This is a genomic window from Mycoplasma sp. AC157 (assembly GCF_054343415.1).
In genome coordinates this window covers 1-19,140 of sequence record NZ_JBTGVE010000001.1, presented here as the reverse complement: position 1 = coordinate 19,140, position 19,140 = coordinate 1, and the positions used below count along the sequence as shown (strand labels likewise).

Annotated in this window: 17 protein-coding genes, 1 tRNA gene and 1 riboswitch; of the genes, 15 read left to right on the top strand and 3 right to left on the bottom strand. The window is 24.2% G+C overall.

Annotated elements, in window-relative coordinates:
- Positions 1–9 precede the first annotated feature (9 nt).
- From alaS to greA, 5 genes are read left to right on the top strand one after another with little or no spacing between them, the layout of a single operon-like run.
- The gene (alaS, locus tag ACXX84_RS00090) at positions 10–2,637 is read left to right on the top strand and encodes an alanine--tRNA ligase (RefSeq protein ID WP_458572700.1); all 2,628 of its coding nucleotides are present in this window, start codon (positions 10–12) and stop codon (positions 2,635–2,637) included.
- Complete coding sequence (gene ruvX, locus ACXX84_RS00085) at positions 2,638–3,057, top strand: Holliday junction resolvase RuvX (RefSeq protein ID WP_436359070.1); 420 nt, start codon at positions 2,638–2,640, stop codon at positions 3,055–3,057.
- A gap of 1 nt (position 3,058) precedes the next feature.
- Complete coding sequence (locus tag ACXX84_RS00080) at positions 3,059–3,388, top strand: hypothetical protein (protein WP_436359071.1); 330 nt, start codon at positions 3,059–3,061, stop codon at positions 3,386–3,388.
- A gap of 1 nt (position 3,389) precedes the next feature.
- Complete coding sequence (locus ACXX84_RS00075) at positions 3,390–4,010, top strand: BC85_0335 family putative methyltransferase (protein WP_436359072.1); 621 nt, start codon at positions 3,390–3,392, stop codon at positions 4,008–4,010.
- 32 nt (positions 4,011–4,042) lie between these two features.
- Positions 4,043–4,540 (top strand): transcription elongation factor GreA, encoded by a 498-nt coding sequence (greA, locus tag ACXX84_RS00070; RefSeq protein WP_436359073.1) that lies wholly within the window; start codon positions 4,043–4,045, stop codon positions 4,538–4,540.
- Between the two features lie 73 nt (positions 4,541–4,613).
- On the opposite strand, the gene ACXX84_RS00065 is transcribed toward greA, so the two are convergent.
- Positions 4,614–4,699: transfer RNA gene (locus ACXX84_RS00065), tRNA-Leu, on the bottom strand.
- 33 nt (positions 4,700–4,732) lie between these two features.
- On the opposite strand from ACXX84_RS00065, the gene ACXX84_RS00060 reads away from it, so the two are divergent.
- From ACXX84_RS00060 to ACXX84_RS00015, 10 genes are all read left to right on the top strand, one after another.
- Positions 4,733–7,246 (top strand): DUF31 family putative serine protease, encoded by a 2,514-nt coding sequence (locus tag ACXX84_RS00060; protein WP_458572699.1) that lies wholly within the window; start codon positions 4,733–4,735, stop codon positions 7,244–7,246.
- A 3-nt stretch (positions 7,247–7,249) separates the two neighbouring features.
- Positions 7,250–8,143 carry an RluA family pseudouridine synthase gene (locus ACXX84_RS00055; protein WP_436359075.1) on the top strand — a complete coding sequence of 298 codons (894 nt, stop codon included), beginning with the start codon at positions 7,250–7,252 and terminating at the stop codon, positions 8,141–8,143.
- Between the two features lie 57 nt (positions 8,144–8,200).
- A complete protein-coding gene (locus ACXX84_RS00050) occupies positions 8,201–9,013 on the top strand; it encodes a hypothetical protein (RefSeq protein ID WP_458572698.1) in 813 nt (270 codons plus the stop codon).
- Positions 9,014–9,087: 74 nt separating this feature from the next.
- Positions 9,088–9,178: riboswitch (TPP riboswitch) on the top strand.
- Positions 9,179–9,190: 12 nt separating this feature from the next.
- Positions 9,191–9,766, top strand: a complete 576-nt coding sequence (locus ACXX84_RS00045) for a hypothetical protein (protein ID WP_458572697.1) — start codon at positions 9,191–9,193, stop codon at positions 9,764–9,766.
- Between the two features lie 119 nt (positions 9,767–9,885).
- Entirely contained in the window at positions 9,886–11,256 is a 1,371-nt protein-coding gene (locus tag ACXX84_RS00040) for a YbhB/YbcL family Raf kinase inhibitor-like protein (RefSeq protein ID WP_458572696.1), read from the top strand.
- Positions 11,257–11,547: 291 nt separating this feature from the next.
- A complete protein-coding gene (locus ACXX84_RS00035) occupies positions 11,548–12,894 on the top strand; it encodes an ABC transporter ATP-binding protein (RefSeq protein WP_458572695.1) in 1,347 nt (448 codons plus the stop codon).
- Between the two features lie 4 nt (positions 12,895–12,898).
- The gene (locus ACXX84_RS00030; protein WP_436359081.1) at positions 12,899–13,732 is read left to right on the top strand and encodes an ABC transporter permease; all 834 of its coding nucleotides are present in this window, start codon (positions 12,899–12,901) and stop codon (positions 13,730–13,732) included.
- A complete protein-coding gene (locus ACXX84_RS00025; protein WP_458572694.1) occupies positions 13,725–14,561 on the top strand; it encodes an ABC transporter permease in 837 nt (278 codons plus the stop codon). The genes ACXX84_RS00030 and ACXX84_RS00025 overlap by 8 nt, the downstream gene beginning before the upstream one ends.
- A complete protein-coding gene (locus ACXX84_RS00020) occupies positions 14,545–16,263 on the top strand; it encodes a hypothetical protein (RefSeq protein ID WP_458560487.1) in 1,719 nt (572 codons plus the stop codon). The genes ACXX84_RS00025 and ACXX84_RS00020 overlap by 17 nt, the downstream gene beginning before the upstream one ends.
- A 222-nt stretch (positions 16,264–16,485) precedes the next feature.
- Positions 16,486–17,670, top strand: a complete 1,185-nt coding sequence (locus tag ACXX84_RS00015) for a hypothetical protein (RefSeq protein ID WP_458557478.1) — start codon at positions 16,486–16,488, stop codon at positions 17,668–17,670.
- A gap of 70 nt (positions 17,671–17,740) precedes the next feature.
- On the opposite strand, the gene ACXX84_RS00010 is transcribed toward ACXX84_RS00015, so the two are convergent.
- Both ACXX84_RS00010 and ACXX84_RS00005 read right to left on the bottom strand, forming a co-directional pair.
- The gene (locus ACXX84_RS00010; protein ID WP_458572693.1) at positions 17,741–18,037 is read right to left on the bottom strand and encodes a cation transporting ATPase C-terminal domain-containing protein; all 297 of its coding nucleotides are present in this window, start codon (positions 18,035–18,037) and stop codon (positions 17,741–17,743) included.
- Positions 18,038–18,117: 80 nt separating this feature from the next.
- Positions 18,118–19,140, bottom strand: a 1,023-nt coding sequence (locus tag ACXX84_RS00005; protein WP_458572692.1) for an IS1634 family transposase, incomplete at its 5' end; no start/stop codon positions are given.

Below are 19,140 nucleotides of genomic sequence, written 5' to 3'. Positions count from 1 at the left end.
GGAGATAAAATGTTAACATCAAAAGAAATAAGAGAAAAATGATTAAGATTTTTTGAATCAAAAGATCATTTAATTGTAGAAACAAAATCATTAGTTCCAGTTAATGATCCTTCTTTGTTGTGAATAAATTCAGGTGTAGCAACTTTAAAAGATTATTTTTCAGGAAAGAAAATACCACCAAAAAATCGTTTAACTAACTCTCAAAAATCACTAAGAACTAATGATATAGAAAATGTGGGTTATACTACAAGACATCATACAATGTTTGAAATGTTGGGTAATTTTTCAATCGGTGATTATTTTAAAGAAGAAGCAATCGAATATGCTTATGAATTTTTAACTAAATGCTTAAATTTTGATTTAAAAAAATTATATTTTACATACTTTGAAGAGGATGAAATTACTAAAAATAAATGAATATCTTTAGGAATTGATGAATCTCATATTATCAAAGGAACAAGAAAGACTAATTTTTGAGATATTGGTTCTGGTCCTTGTGGTCCATGTACTGAGATTTTTTTCGATAGAGGTGAAAAATTTGATTCAAGAGGAATTGAATTATTAAAAGAAGATATCGAAAATGATAGATATATAGAAATTTGAAATATCGTTTTTTCTCAATTTAATAATGATGGTGAAAATAACTATACAGAGTTAGCACAAAAAAATATTGATACAGGAGCTGGTTTTGAAAGATTGGTATCAATTTTACAAGATGCTCCAACTAATTTTGATACAGACTTATTTTTACCAATTATTAAAGAAGTTGAAAAAATGACTTCTTATAAATATGATCCAAATAACTATTTTATTAAAAATAAAGAAGTAGAATTTTTTAATATTAAATTTAAAATTATTGCAGATCATATAAGAGCTATTGTTAATGCTATAAATGATGGAGTAAAACCATCAAACGTTTCTCGTGGTTATATAATTAGAAGGTTAATTAGAAGATCTTATAGAGCTGGTTTACAACTTGGAATCAAAGAAAAAACCTTTTTATATAAATTAACTCAAATTGTTAAAGATACTTTACCATATGAAATTGATGTTAAAAAAGTAGAAACAATTATAAAAAATGAAGAAATGTTATTCTCTCAAACCATCGAACAAGGACAAAAACTTTTAGATCAAGAATTAGAAAAAAATAAAGGAAATTTTGATTTTTCAGTAGCTTTTAAATTATTTGAAACATATGGATTTCCGATTGAATTAACTCAAGAAATCCTTCAAGAAAAAGGCGTATCACTTGATATTTCTCAATTTGATAAATATAAAAAGGAACATGCTGATATTTCTCGTGGAGAGAAAAAACAAGGGATGAAAAAAGTTATAAATTCTTTAAATTTAATTAAAGGCAAAATATCTGAATTTGTCGGTTATGAAAATAGTAAATTAAAAGCAAAAATTAAGTTTTTAGCTTCTTCTGAAAAAGAAATTGATTTTACTTCTGATGAAGATTTAAGTTATGTTATTTTTGATAAAACTGTTTTCTATGCAACTGGCGGTGGTCAAAAACATGATCAAGGATTTATAAAACAAGATAACAACATAGTTAAAGTAATAGAAGTTTTTAAAGATAAGTTTCAAAATAATGTCCATGTTATAAAAGGAAAATTGAACAAAAAATCAGAGGTAGAATTATTTATTGATAAAGATAATAGAGTAAATTTAGAAAGAAATCATTCAAGTACTCACTTATTATTCAAGTCATTAAGAGAACAATATGGAATGTTTATTAAGCAGTTAGGTTCAGATAATAATGAAAATAGATTAACATTTGATTTCCCATTAGATAAAAAACCATCAGAAAAAGAAATTGATGAAATCGAGAATAGAGTTATTTCTTACATTAAAAGTTCAGTTGATAGAAGATATTTAGAAACTTCTATAAAAGAAGCAGAAAAAATGAATGCTATAATGACGCTTGAAGAAGCTGAATATATGGATAAAAATAATGTTAGACTTGTTGAATTCAAAAACATTACTACCGATTTATGTGGTGGAACCCATATTTGTAATACAAGTTTAATAGAAGATTTTAAAATTGTATCAGTAGAAAATAAAGGAACTGGGATTTTTAGAATTAAAGCTATAACATCAAATAAAATGATTTCTAAATATTTTGAGCAAGAAATTGATAAGAATCAAGAAATTTATAATAATTTATGTCATAAAATTCAAAAAATAGAACCAAATTATAAAATAACTGATTTTGAAAATAACGGAGATAGAGAAACACTTAAAAAAGTAAATGAATTAATTGAAAAAGCAAGAGAAGATTTTAAAAATATATCTAAAACTTCACAAAATATTGACATAAATTTAGATATAAACCCAATAGAAATTAATAATAAAAAATATTATATAAATTTAAATTTAGAAGCAAGCACAATAAAAAATTTAGCAGCTAGTTTAAGAGAAAACAATCCAGAAATAACATTTATTTTAGGTTCTGCAAAAAATGAAAAATTACTATTAACTATAAGTTCAAAAATAGAAGATTGTAAAGAATTATTTAATAAAATTTTAAAATTTGTAAAAGGTTCTGGTGGTGGAAGTTCAATTTTAGCTCAAGGAAATATAGAAAATAATTTAGATTCAGAGAAAAATATAATTTCTATATTGAAAAATTAAATGAACAAGAGAAAATTAGCATTAGACTTAGGAACTAAAACATGTGGTTTTGCAATAAGTGATCCATTTAACATTTTAGCAACTGGACTTGAAAATTTTAGGTTTGAAGAAAATGATTTTGATAAAGTAGTTAAAAGAATAAGTGAATATTTAAATGAATATGAAATTGATACATTTGTATTAGGTTATCCACTCAAAATGACAGGAAACAAAAGTGAAAGAACTATTATGGTTGAGAATTTTAAAGTCATATTAGAAAAAACTTTTCTTTTACCTGTGATTTTAATTGACGAAAGAGAAACAACAAAAAAAGCTGAAGAAATAATGATTTCAGCAGGCATATCAAGAAAAAAAAGAAAAAAAAGTAAAGATAAATTAGCAGCACAACTAATTTTAGAAGATTATTTGATAAGGTTATAATATGAAAATAGATTTAAATGATAAAAGTAGAAAAACAGAATTAATGTTTACTGATGAAACAGGGAAAGAAATTTCCCAAAAAATAACAATGTTGTTTTCTAATGATGTTGTTGGGGAAAATTTAATATTTTTCTTAGATGAAGAAAACTCTATAAATGTTTTGAAATTTGACGAAGATAAAGGAATTTATAGCAATTTAGAAGAAGATGAATATGATATTGCTAATTATATTTTTGATGATTTCATTGAAGAAAATAAAGAAAATTTCTATTTAAATGATACTAAAATAGACATATTTAAATTTCTTTCATATGAACTAGAAGAGGAATAATATGGAAATTTGAAAAATTATTCTAATTACTTCTATGTTTGTTGTTTTATTTATAGGATTTTTAATTTATTTTATTTTAAAAATTTATACAAATAAAGAAATTCAAAAATATAAAGAAGAAAATAAAAAGTTCGAAGTAGAAAATAAACATTTTCTTAAAGAAGAAATTCAAGAAGAAATAAAAGATGCTACAGAGTGAATGGTAGAAGAATTTGAATTTTTTATGAATACTATTGATGCAAATAATTACAAAAATTTACTTTTTGTTGAAGAAAAAGGTTTTTTATTTTATGTAGTTAATAAACAACTTCAAAATTTAAATTCCTTTTTAAGCAGTTCCAAAATAAATGACTTGCAAAAGAGATTTAATATGAATATTAATAATTTTAATATTGATTCTTTAGATTCTTGCTCATTAGATTTTGTTTTCATAGATACAGCAAATATTAATGATAAAATTGAATGAGATAAAATGCTTTCTTTATTAAAAGAAAACAGAATGCTTGTTTTGAAAACAAATAAAAAAAGTTTCACAAAAGAAATCAAAGAATTTGTTAAAAATAAAAATTTAAAACATAACTATATAAAAATTTCTAATACTTTTTTATTAATAGTTATTTAATTTGGTAAAATTGAATATAAATTGGAGGCAAAATGAAGAAAAAAAATGATAATGAAATTCTACTAACACAAGAGCGTTTAAACCAATTTAAAGAAGAATTGCACAATCTTATTAATGTTGAAAGACCTAAAGTAATTGAAGATATTAAAGATGCTAGAAATCAAGGTGACCTTTCTGAAAACGCTGAATATGATGCAGCAAGAGAAAAGCAAGGATTACTTGAAGCAAGAATAACAGAATTAGAACATATTATTTCAAAAGCTAAAGTAATTGTTGAAGTTGAAAAAAATAATGTAGTTTCTGTTGGTTCAAAAGTTAAATTAAGAATTTTTGAAGCAAAAAATAAAGAAAATGAAGGAAATATTATTGAAGTACAAATCGTAGGTTCTTTGGATGCTAATCCTGAAGAATTAAAAATTTCCAATATAACACCATTAGCTTTAGCTGTTTTAAATCATTCAGTTGGTGAAAAAGTTGATGTGGATGCTCCTGATAAATATTCAGTTGAAATTTTAGAAATTTCAAAATAAAAGTTAGTTAGAAATAAAAGAGAAATTTTACTCTAACTAACTTTTTTATTCAAAAAGGCGTTTTAAAAACAAATGGTGGCTCATATCGGACTTGAACCGATATGCAATCTCTTGCGGGAGGTTTTGAATCTCCTGTGTCTACCATTTCACCAATGAGCCAATAATAAAAATTATACATAAAAAGAGTGAAAAATGGAAAAAAATAAAAAGAAAAATAAAAAAGGACTTTTTTGGTTGGGAATATCTTCTATAATAGCAATCCCGGTTATTTCAATAGTTGTTGGTTCCTATTTCATTATAAAAAATAGTTATGATGACTTCATAAACAACAACGATGGAAACAACACTAAAATTCAAAATAATGGTGTTGATAATTTTATAGCCATTGAAGCAAAAAGTGGTTTAGATGAAATATTACCAAGTGAAATTTCAAAACCAGATAATATTTCATATTTAAGAAGTTATTTAAGTTATAGAATAAAACCGAATATAGAAACCACAGATATTTTAGAAAAATTTGATATTGATTTAGAAGAAGTACCAAATAGTGCAGATGACTTTAATGGAACAATTAAAGTTAAAATGACAAGCAAGTATAAAAGAACAGAAACTATCGCAGGAGAAAAAGAATTTATAGTTTCTGGTTTTAAATCTACAAAAGTAGGAGACATCAGATTTAAAACAAGAATTAATAATGCTTTACAAAATTTATCTTTAACAAGATTACAAGAGTTATCTTCAATAAATCATAATTCCCTTACATCTGAAAACTTTTTAGATTATTTTACTTTAGATGATGCCAAATTTAATATTCAAACAAACTCATCAACAAAAACTAAAGAAATAATTTTAAAAGAAAATGAAAATTATAAAGCAAAAATAGAGGTTCTCAATAACACTTATAATCCTATTACAAAGAAAATTAGCATAATTTTCACTCTTACTCACTCTTCATTTCCTGATTATTCCTACGGAAAAGTTATAACTATTAATAATGTTTCTTTTAAAGATGAACAAGAAATATTGAATAAAAAAACGATTTTATTTAATGAAAATGTAACTGATTATTTTAAATTAAATAAAAATGCTAATGATATTTTTCCATCTGTAATTTCTGCTGCAAAAATTTCTAATTTTAACCAAATTTTTAATTTGAATAACAATGTAAATTTTAACGAATTTGATTTTAAAATATTAACTCAAACACTCGATGATCAAGATGGTAATATAGATATCCTGATAACTGAAAAAAATTCAAAAATCCAAAAAGTATTTAATTTTAAAGTATTTAATTTTAATACAATAAGTTCCAAAATTTTTGAATTTACAAAAATTAATAAAAATTATATAAATAAATCATACAATATAGAAACTAAACAAGATTTAGTAGTAAGTAGTTTAAATTCTAGTGATAAAACCTTAAGATATGAAACCATAGGTGACAAAATTCAGAATTTTTTTGAAAGCAATGAATTTAAAAACAGATTTTCTCCTTTTGGAGTAGATTATGCTAAATTCTTTTATTCAACTTCTTCAAAATTTGAAATTTTTAATAAAAGCTTAAATTTTGTAATTAAAAATTGAAATGGTGATGAAAATAGGTTATATATTCCTTTTGAAGGAAACCCTTCTGACAAAAATAATATTGCTGTTGACTTTCCAGAAAATGGACAAATTAAAAGCAAAGAAGAAATTTTAGATGATTTAAAATCTAGAACATTATCCATTCATTATATTGTTAATGACAATGCTAAAACTTCAAGAGTTATAAGTGGGACAGCTTGAATTTTTGATAAAGAAAAAAATACCAATACATATTATTTAGCTACTAATATACATGTGGTTTCTGATTTATTAAAATATAAAGATAAAGTTTCTTCATTTGCTTATAGTTATAATTCAAAATATAGAAGTTTACCTCATATAAACACCCCTATTACACCTAGTGGAGTTTCATATTCACAAGTATTTAGAAGATTTGATCGTAAAATAAATGAACCTTATGCTTACAACATTAATAAATCACCTTACATAACAAAAGAAGCAGAAGAATTTTGAAAACATTTAGAAATCATTCCATTAGGAGAAAATTCTCCAGAAAAAGGCAAATATACAGATTTTGCCCTTATAAAAGTAACTTTTCCAGAAGATAAGGTTGTAAGAAATATATTTAATAAACCTACTTATGTAGAACAATTTAAACCAGATCAAGCTAAATATTATGATGAACACAAATTAAATTTTTTAATAACAGACAGAATTGACTTTCCTAAATCAGCTAATAGTGAAAATAACTTATTACCTTTACCAATGGAACTAACATTTGCTGGTTATTTAGGTGGTGATGAATATGTAGAAGTTAGTCAATCACCATATTTAAAATATGATAATGATAGTTACAGAATTCAAGAAATTGATAATAAACAATATACTTCTCTTAAAGAAAATATCCATTTACCTGGTATATATAGTGGTCACGGAATGAGTGGTTCTCTTGTATTAAATCAATTTGGACAAGTTGTAGGAATTTTCTGAGGTGGATATTTTGGAGATGAAAATGAAAAAGGACTATCCTTTGGAACAGGAATTATAGATACAATTTCTATAAAAAGAAATAATCAAAAAACAGTTTTAAGAAAATGATTAGATCAAACCAAAAATATAGTAACAGATTTAGATGATATAGATGCAAAGGTAAAATATTAAAATATGGAAGAATTAGTATTAGAAGTTAAATATAAAGAAAGAATCGATAAATATATTAGTGATAATTCTGATATTTCTAGAAATGATGCAAAAGAATTAATTTTAGGCAAAAACGTTTATATAAATGATGAAATATTAGTTTTAAAACCTAATTTTATCGTTTTTGAAAATCAAAAAATTTATATAAAGGAAATTCCTGTAAAAGAAATTAATGTTGAACCAGAAAAAATGGACTTAAATATTATTTATGAAGACGATGATTTAATTGTTATTAATAAACCAACGGGTATGGTTGTTCATCCTGCTCCTGGGAATTTAAAAGGAACTTTAGTAAATGGACTATTATATTATTTTAATAATAATTTATCAAATATTAATGGACAAATGCGACCAGGAATTTTACACAGAATAGATAAAGACACATCAGGTTTATTGATTGTTGCTAAAAATAACAAAAGTCATTCCTTTTTAGCAGAACAGTTAAAAAATCACTTAATCAAAAGGAAATATAAAGCTATTGTTGAAGGTTTTATTTCCAATGAAATAATGCACATAAATTTACCAATTGGTAGAGACCCACTTCATCGCCAAAAAATGACTGTAATTAAACAAAATTCGAAAGAAGCAATTACACATGTGTTTTTAGAAAAACTTTTTACTTATAATCAAAAAAACTTTTCTTTAATAAGATGTGAACTAGAAACAGGAAGAACTCACCAAATTAGAGTACATATGGCATATATTAAAAACCCAGTATATGGAGACCCACTATATGGAAAGAAAGTCGATGAATTTAACCAAAGATTACATGCTTATGAAATAGAATTTACCCATCCTAATGGCAAAAAAATGATTTTTAATGCACCACTGCCAAAAGAATTTGAAATTAGCAATTAAAGATAATGATTGCCAAATTTTAAATAAAATGGTATAATATTCACAAAAGGAGACTAAATGATTTTAAAACCAGAAAAAACACTTCAAGAACTATGAGATGAAAAAGATAAATATAAAAATAGCTTATGATTTTTTAGTAGTATATTAATCTTAATGATTATTCTTTCATCTGCTTTATTTGTAGTGACAGCTATTTTTTATAGTAATTATTCACAAGAAGAAAATACAACTTTCGCTAGTTTTCTACAAACAATTTTAATTTTTTCAGTAACTTCTACTTTTTTAATTTCTATAGTTACTTTTTTATTTTTCAATTCATTTACAAAAATAAACAAGAATAAAAACTTTTCTTTTCTTGGTGGATTAAACCTTTTATCTTTTTATTTAATTTGAATTTTAATTTGATTTGTAAGTTTATTGATAAGAGAACCAATAATAAGAAATGCAGCAAATACTAAAAGTTTTATTTTTATAACACCAATAATTTTATTTACAATATTAGCAGTATTTTCATTGATTATGTGATATCCATGAAAACTTTTAAGATCAATTCAAAGATCTTTTGTTTTAGCTTATCAATATGAACAATTTCAAAAATTTACACAAAATTTTGATTTAAATGCAATTTTAAAAGATTTTCAAAAACAAAATATTTATCCTAATAAAAATATAAAAGAACCTTTAAATAAAGAAGGACAAACTGTTGAAGTTACAAAAGAAGAACAAGATCCAAAAAAAGAAGAATTAAAACAAAAATTATCCAAATTAGATAAAGCACAATTGGTAAAAATAGCAGAAAAATTGCAAATTTCAGGTGTTGATTCTTTAAGTAAAGAAGAACTAATTAAGATAATAGTTAGATTAAGTTAAACAGAAAAAAATTCCATCAAAGTGGAATTTTTTTACATAATTTATTACTAATAAGAAAAAAATAGTATAATTTTTATGATGCACAGGGGTGCTTTTTAGCTGAGATTATACCCTTTTAACTTGATTCGGTTAATGCCGGCGTAAGGAGTTGCTATTTTCTTGCATCAGAAAGGAAAGATGTCTAGAACAAAAGAAATCATTTTTTCTGCATTTGTTTTGGCTTTAATTGTTATTTCTAAATTTATTGAAAAAATTATTCCAGATTTACCAAATGGATTGGGAAATATAGCAAAAATTCATGAAATAGTTATTTTAATAAGTTCAATTACTTTTGGAGTTTTAATAACTATTATTCCTGTTATTATTTATCTTGTTATTATTTCACCTATTTTTAGTGCTTTTTTTATATCGGGAATTTTTTATGTTGAAAATATACAAGATAAAATAGGAGTTTATTTTTTAGATTATTTTTTACCTTTAATTTTAATTGCTTTAATAGGGATGTTTAAAAAAATAAAAAATTTAAAATTAATTTTGTTTAGCTATGCAATAACAATATTAATTTTATTATCGCACTCGATTAGTGGTTATATATATTTTAAAGAGTATTTAAAACCTATAAAAGAATTAGAAATACTTTATTTTCTTTTTTCTTTTGGTTTAAATCTGCTTTCTTATGTTTTATTTTTTGTTTCCTTACCACTTTTAGTTATAAGTTCTAAAATATTAAGAAAACACTTTATCAAGCACTAGAAATAGTCAAAAAGTTAAATATAAGTTCGCTAATTTTCAATTTAAAAAAAATTTTATTTTTATTTTTTGATGTAAAAATAATATAATTTATAAAAATAAATTAACAATAATGAGGCAAAATGAATAAAAAAAATAAAAAAACAATATTATTTTCATCATCGATGTTGTTACCTTTTTCTTATGCTGCTTTTGTAGCTTGTTCACAAACAAAAATTGAAAAAGAAGGTAACACAACTGAAAAAGAACCAACAAACCCTGGAAATACAAATGCAGGAAATGTAAATAAAGAACCAGGTTCAACTACTGGAATTCAAGAAAGTGCAATGGGGAAAATTGCTGTCACAAGTTCAGGGATTACAAATGGTTTTTTAAACGAAGAATATGCAGCAAAACAGGATCCAAACTATTATTCAACAACTTCATATGGTAAAAGTTTACCTTTAAGTTGAAACAAAGTAGAGAATGCTAAATCTTATGCTGTTGTTTTAGTTGATAAAACAGCAACAGAAGTAATGGGAAGAATTTTTACACATTGAGGTGTTTTTGATATACCATCAACCACTACTTCTTTAGAAGAAAATTATTCAGTAACACAACAAAATAACAGTGAAATCAAACAAATCATAAATTCAAATGACCAAATGATGGATCACAATGCAAGTATATATTTTGGTCCACTTCCTCCAACAGAACACATTTATGAAGTTAGAGTTTTTGCTTTAAGTGAAGCAAAATTAAATGTAAAATCAAATCACGATAAATATTATTTAGGTGATTTCTATGATGCTATTAAAGACAAAACTATTGCTGAAGGCGTTTTAACATTTGCATATGAACAACATCCTTCTGTAAAATCAAATGGAAATTTATATGCTTCAAATGAAGTTAAAAAACTTGAAATAAAATCAAACGCAATCCAAAATAATATATTAAATACTGGTTATTTTTCAACAAGCACTTCAAATGATTTAAGTCAATTAAAAACTTTTGGATTAAGTTGAAATAAAATAGAAGAAGCACAGTCATATATGTACTGAATTGAAGATTATAGTCCAGTAAAAAACGAAAATGAAGCAGAATATAGAAATAAAGTTAAAATTTTAGGTGGCAAAATCAATATTGAAAATCCTGCAGTTGTTAATAAAATGTTTGTTTCTGTTGGTGAAGAGTACTACAACGATCAAGAAACTTCAAAAAACATTTTAAACTCAACTTTTGAACTTAATTTTAATGTTCATAATGAAAATGCAAATAGAGATGCTCAAAAAATATTATTACCTAAAAAAGATGGTGATGGATCTCAAAATCTTTACATCATTAGAGTAGTTGCTTTAAACAAAAAATTAATTAAATATAATAAAGCTAATAATAATGATCCTCATCCAACTCATATGGATGAAAACTTAATAAAAGATTTTTTAGGTTCATATTTACTTCAAGCTAAAGGTTCAATAATTGCTGAAGGATCATTAATATTTAAATTAGTATAAATTATCAATCCTTTTAAGGATTGTTTTTTTCTTAATTTTTAATGCATTTTTTGAATTTTGGTATAATTGCAATATGAAATTTTTAAACTTAGGAAATTTGAGAATAAAACTTTATAAATTTATCAGTTTAGTTTATTCTGATTTAAAGTTTTTACCTACAGAAACTTCTCAAAATATTTTTGATAATTATCCCATTTTTCTTCATTAGAGAAGGATTTTTTTCCTTTAGATAATGAGGTTTTTGATATTTTATAAAAAAATTTTAATTATTAAAGAAGGGTTTATTTATTTATGATTCAAAAAGAAAAACAAAAGACTCTCATTGAATTAAAAAATGTTGATAAAGAATTTGGTGAGAAAAAAGTTTTAAATAATGTAAATTTAAAAATTGAAAAAGGTGATTTTGTTACCTTACTTGGACCTTCAGGTTCAGGAAAAACTACAATTCTTAGACTAATTGGTGGTTTTGAGTGAACCACTCGTGGTGAAATTAAATTTGATGGGGTAGATATTAAAGACTTACCAGCTAATAAAAGAGATGTATCTACTATTTTCCAAGACTATGCTTTATTTTCTCACTTGACAGTTTCTGGAAATATTAAATACGGACTTAAATTAAAACGTTATCCAAAAACAAATATAAATGAAAATATACTTAAAAAATTAGAAGAAAATAAAGAAAAATGAACAAAACACGCAAATGAAAAAATGGCTGAAATTGATAAGCAACAAGCCATTTATAAAGAAGAATTAAACGATTCTAAACTTTCTAAACTTAAAAAAGCAAAAATCCAAAGATGATTGGATGATTCTGATTTTAAATATTCTTATTGAGAAAATTATGTTAATACAAAAACAGAACATTTTCAAAAAAGATATTTAACTAGAAAAATTACTAAACAAGAAATGGAACAAGAAGTTTCAGATATTATTAAAATAGTTGGTCTTGAAGGAAACGAAAATAAAAATATTAGTGAACTTTCAGGTGGTATGAAACAAAGGGTAGCATTAGCTCGTTCATTAGTTATTGAACCAGAAATCCTTTTATTAGACGAACCATTATCAGCACTTGATGCAAAAATTAGACAAAAAATGCAACAATTATTAAGATCAGTTCAACAAAAATTAGGAATTACCTTTATTTTTGTTACTCACGATCAAGATGAAGCTTTAGAACTTTCAGATAAAATTGCAGTAATTAGAGATGGTGAGATTGAACAATATGATTCACCAAAAAACATTTATGATTATCCTGTAAATAAATGAGTAGCAAACTTTATTGGTGATGCTAACTTCTTTGATGCACAATTTGTGGAACCAGGAAAAGTAATGATTTTAAATCACTTAGTTGAAACAATCCACACAAATTTTGCAAAAGATGAAAAACTAGATGGTTTAATTAGACCTGAAGACATAGTTTTATCAAGAAAAGTGAGAAGTCACTATTTTGGTGTTGTGGAAAAAAGTACTTATAAAGGGTCATATTACTTTATAAATGTAAAAGTAGGAAACAAAATAATTCAAGCTGAAACAATTGAAAATTTTGAAATAGGTGAAAATGTTTATGTTCATTGAACTAAAGAAGCATTACACTTAATGAAAAAAGATCGTAAAGGCTTTTTAGCAAATGATAACTAATATTTTGAAAAAAATAAAGTCAGGATTTAATCCAAGACTTTCTTTATCAATTCCTTATATTTTATTTTCAATTATTTTCATATTGTTGCCGTTACTTTTACTTTTTATTAAAGCAGTAGCACCTATTTCCACCGATGATGGTGAAACTTTTAATAATCATTTATTAATTCAACAAAAAGAAACATGAGTAATTATAGGAAGATCTGTATTTGTAGGTATTGCAACAGCGATTATTTGTTTAATAATTGCTTTACCTTACGCTTTTTATGTTTCAACAGCAAAATCAAAGGTGTTTAAAATTTATTCAATTTCTCTTATTGTTTCGCCTTTGATTATATTCACAATAGCAAAAACATTCTCTTTAAGAGCTCTTTTTGTAACAATGTTTGATGAAGCAGATTTAAATACTATTTGATTTATGATTTTAGGTTTAGTATTTTTAAATCTTCCATTTATGATTATTCCTTTATATACAGTTTTTAGAGATATGCCTAAAAATATTTTAGAAGCTTCTGCAGATTTAGGATACAATAAAACTCAAACACTTTTTAAAATAGTTTTACCTTATGGATTAAAAGCTATTTTTTCAGGTATTGGATTAGTATTTTTACTTGCAGCAACTTCAATCATTATTTCTGATAAATTGCTACCAAACGGTGGTCAAAATCAACTAATTGGAAACTTAATTAATATTAACGCTAATCCATCTAACCCATTTGATCTTGCAAGATCATCATCTTTAGTTTTAATTACTATTGTAGTTATGATGGGAATTTATGCAATAATTTATTTCTTTCCAATTGTATTATTAAAATTGAAAGGAATTAAAAATGACTAGATTATTAGATTTTTTTAAAAAGTATGAAATTTTAAGAAAAAGTTACATTTGAATAATTTTAATTCTTTTTTATACACCAATATTTTTTGGTTTAATCTTTTCTTTTAACAAACCATCTGATAAAGAACTTATTTCTACTACTTGAAATACATTTAGTTGAAAAGGTTATGAAGACTTAGCATCTCAAGAAAAATTACTTGCACTTGCAAACTCATTTATCATAGCTATTGCAACAGCTATAATTGTTATATTTATTTCGTTAATTACCGTTTTTGCTTTATGAAAGCAAAAAAATAAAAGTGTAAAAACTTATATTAATACAAGTTCTAACATCCCTTTAATTAACCCAGATATTATTACAGCTATTTCACTAGCAATCTTGCTTTCACTTGTTTTAGGAGTTTTAAAAGCTACTGAAGAAGGAATGATAAGAGCAATTGTTAGTCATGTAACTATGACTCTTCCTTACGGGATTATGCTTTTATATCCAAGAAGTGAAAAATTTTCTAAAAACCTTTTTGAAGCTTCTTTAGACTTGGGATACGGAAGAATAAAAACTTGATTTAAAATTTATTTAACATATATGCTTCCTGCTATTTCTTTTGTGTTCATTATTGTAGCTTTTCTTTCTTTTGATGATTTTATTATCACAAGAATTACATCTAATGTTTCCACAATAGGGGTCGAATTATATCAAGGAACTTTTAAAACCTGAGCACTTGCTTTAGGTGCAATTATGTTACTTTTTACCGTTGTGGGAAATGTTGTTTATATAGTTTATAAAACTAAAAATTCCAAAAAAGGAGTAAAAAATGGCATTATCAAATAAAGCAAAATGAACAATCGCAGCTTCTTCATTAGTTTTAGTTCCAACAGTTATTGGAGTAACTTATATTAAAACAACTGCTAATTTTAAACCAATTATTATGAACTATCAAAACTATCTTTCTAAAAGCACAGTTGATGGTTTAAATAAACATTTTAATTATAAAGAATTTGGTGATGTTTCTGAATTTTCTAAAGCTATAGAAGATAATAGGGTTATTGGTGGAGTTGGTTCAGATTTCCAAATTGTTAGAATGATTCAAAAACAATTAATTAGAAAAATTGATTTTGAAAGATTATTTAGAAAAAATAAAGCACTTGCAAATAAACTAAAACATAATCCTAATTTAAGTGCACAAGAAAACATTAATAATAAAAGGAAAGTTATAGAATCACTTTTAAGAAAAGAAACTTTAGAACATTTAGATAATTATAATCAATTTCTTTATGTTGAAGGTGATAAAAGCAAAGGGATTATCGACATTGATGGTGATGGAATTCAAGATCAATTATGAGAATTTTTAATCCCTTATTATATTCAAGATAAAGTTTTCACTTATACAGTTGGTGATTACGATAAAGATGGTAAAAAAGTACAATTAAAAGAAGCAGTAGCTTCTTGAGACGATGCTAAAAAACAAGAAATTAGAGAAAAAGGTATTCGTTTTGATAAACAAGATTCTATATCCATTGCTCAAACTTTAATTCAAAATGGTTACAAATATTTTGAATGAACTGAAGCAATGAGAGATAATCTACTTTTAGGTAGTGAGCTAGTAAATGATCCAAAACTTAAAAATAATGGTTATACAGGAGTTGTTGATAAAGAAAACTATCAAGAGCAAATTAATAAATTTCTTGAAATTGTTCAAAAATCAACAAATCATCCTTTATCTGATACAAAAATTAACAGTGTTAAAAGTTCAGGTTTAGAATTATTAACAGCTTTAATTGACTCTGGAGTAAAACAAGAAGTAGGTTTTATTTATAATGGTGATGCTTTAGATGCACTCAACGGTAATGATAATTTTAGCAACGTTGAAGATGGAACTACAGTAAGAGCAATAAGACCAAAAAACAATATGACATTATTAGATGCCTGAATTATTACAAAAGATATCGATGATAACTTGGCAAATCAATTATTAGATGACCTTTATGATAATCTTTATAAAGGTGATGATTATTCAGTTGATGAGTTAATTTTTGAATCAGCTGAAAATGTTAGATATAATTATGTGCAAAAAGACGATAACTTTGTGGAAGAGTCAGGACGTGGTTATAAATTAAACTTTGAAGCACTTCCAAATTTAAGAAACTTTGACTATGTTAACTATACACCTGCTTTTAAATCTACTTATGAATATTTTGAAAAATTCTATTTTAATGATGCAACTACAACAGTAAAAGAAACAAATGATGAAGATGCTGAAGAAATTTCCATCTTACAAAGTTTAGATGGAGAAATTCTTAAAAATGATCCAAAACTTTCGTCTATTAAAGTAGAAACTACTGAAAACAGTTCTAAATTAGCAAAAAACCTTTATAAATCACAACAAAAAACACAAACCGTTTATGGTTTAGAACCTGATGAAAATACACCTCCAGAAGACATTTATAATGTAGAATATAAATTCCTTGCTCCTGTAGGTGAAAGTTTAAATTCAGAAATAAAAACAGCATACATTATTGCAACTAAAAAATAACTTAATAAGCTTAGAGAATTTTCTCTAAGTTTTTCTTTATAAGATTATTGAAAGTATAAGAAAGTAGATAATTATTTTAAAAGTTGGAAGTTTAAGTTAAAATGTTAAATTATTCATAAAAATTCACATTTTTAATAAAAACTATTCTAAAAAATTAAATTTTTTTCAGTTTTTGCAAATAAAGTTATATAATAATATTGCAATCAAATAAAGGAGAATAATATGAAAAAATTTAAAAAAAGAAAATTGTTATTCCTATCTTCTTCATTAATTTTGCCATTTTCTTTTATTGCTGTTTCTTGTGCTCAAGAATCTAAAGAAGAAAAAGAGCAATTAGAACAATCTAAATTACAGGAAAAATACAGAAATTTAGTAGTGAATTCAGCTTATAAAGTTAAAAATGATTTTATAAAAGAAGAATTTCTTTATGATGAAAAAAAAGTTTCACTGAAATTTCCAAGAAGATTTGACAAAGTAGATAGTTATAATCATCTGATTACAGAAGAAGAAAGAGAAGCATTTAATAAATTTTTAAAAGATAATTACGATAATACTTCTAAAGACAAATTCTTTAAAGAAAATTATCTTTATGTTTTTCACACAAATAAAATTTCAAGAAATTTATTATATGATGACAGAACTTTATATTATAAAAATAATGAAAATAAGTTTTATATTATAGATAAACCTAATTTTCACTTAGATGAAAATTCTGATCCTAATCATAATTATTCAATTTCATTTTTAGCAAGAAATAAATTAAAAGGAAAAACAAGTTGGACTATAATAAATACAGATGAAGATTTCAAGAAATTTCAACCTAACGATAGTGATGAAACAACAGAATTATTTAATCAAAAAGTTGTAAGAGAAGATTTACTTAACAATGATGATGTTAAATCTAAATATAAAGAATTTATAAATACAAAAGATTTAAAGAATGATTTTTATTTTGATAAATTAACATTAGAAGATTCATCTGCTAAAAAATCTCTTTTAGAAGATTTATTCGATTCTCAAAAACAACAAGATTCAGACCATTTATCAATAAAAATAACTCAAGAAAACTATAGAAGTTATTCTCATTGATTAGATCCTTTTATTTCAGAATATGTTAGAAATAATTTTGAGCAATACAGAAGAGAATATTGAACATATTTTAATGATAAAGATTTAATTGCAAATATTTATATTCCTAAAACTCAATTTTCTGTAAGTCAAGTTTATATAAATGAAAAAGATAAAAAGGTCTATATTCTTCCTTTTTATAATGAATTTCAGCTTTATTCTCAACCAAGAGAATCTAATTTAATTAAAGTTGATTTTTACTCAATTGATAAGTCAGACAACTTAGAACTTATGGATGTAAATACTGTAAATGATATACTTTCTATAAATACAAAATAATTATTTTCATTCAAACTTTAAATGAGATTTAAAGTTATTAAAATAATGATGAAAAAAACTTAAAGTTTATTTAATTGACTTTAAGTTTTTTATTTACAAATAGTTTAATTAATTTGATAAATTCAATAAAAAATGTTGGTACTAACCCAAAAATAAATGGTAATGCAAATATTCAATTATTAAATGAATTTACATATACATTCATATTAAACACTTTGGAAAATTCTGGTATGTAAGTAACTGGTAAAAGAACAACAAAACTAATTACAAAAGCTAAAAGAACAAATTTTAAATCATTAAATTTTTGTTTAAATAGACTTTCATTACTTCTTAATATAATAGAATTTAAAGATAAAATTATTCCCATAGTCCCGAGTTTCCCAGTTAATAGCAAAAAAGACAAAATCAACCATTTTTTTGGTTGATTTTATTGTTTTTGTTTTTTCTTTATACCATTTTTGATAAAACTCTTTTTATGTCGTATCAATATTTGATATTATCGTTGCTTTCGTCGGTTTTATAATTTAAGGTTTCTACTTTAATTATTTCACCTTTAAATTCAGTTACAACACTTGTTTGAGAGTTAAATGCTTCAATGAATTTATCATTTGTAATTTTATCTACAACACCATTATCTTTATAAAATTTATTTATTAAGAAAATGGAATATTTTAATACAACTAACGCTAAAAAATTAAGTATAAAATGTCCTAAAATATGAGAATCTTTTCATACATAAATTGGTCTAACTTTTAGTGTGTTTTTTAGTGTTCTAAAATTCTCTTCAATTTGTCATTGTTTGTGATATATTTCAATAATTTGCTCTGGACTTAAATCTAGTCTAGAAGTTTCATAAACATAGAGTCCATCGAATTTTTCATCTTCTATGATTTTTTCATAATCGAGTTCGAATTCCATTTTCCCTACTCTTTTAAAAAATTTATATTTTTTAATTCCTATAATTTCTTCTGCACTAACTCTTCCAATTTTGTTTTGTCTTTTTTGGAAATTTTTAATTAATATTTGTCTATCTTCATAATCTTTTTTTGCTTTTGATTTACTAAAAGCAACGATTCTTCTTCTAATTTTCTCATTTACTCTTTTTCCGTTTCAATGGGAATTATAGTGATATTCTTTGTATTTCAAGCTTTTGTTTATATCAATATAACCTTCTTGTTCAAGTGCAAATTCTTTAAATTCTTTGCTTGATGATTTTAACCTATAAGAAATTATAAAATCAATGTTTTTTTGCTCTAAATAACGGAGATTTTTGTTTATTGACATTCCTTTATCTGCGATAATAGTAACTTTTTTGAGATTGTAATTTTTCTTCATTTCTTCAATAAAAGGAATCATTGTGCTTGAATCTGCTGTGTTTCCTTTAAAAACTTTTATAAAAATCGGAATACCATTATTATCTGTTGCCATTCCTATAACAACTTGATCTTCTTTGAATTTTCCATCTTTAGA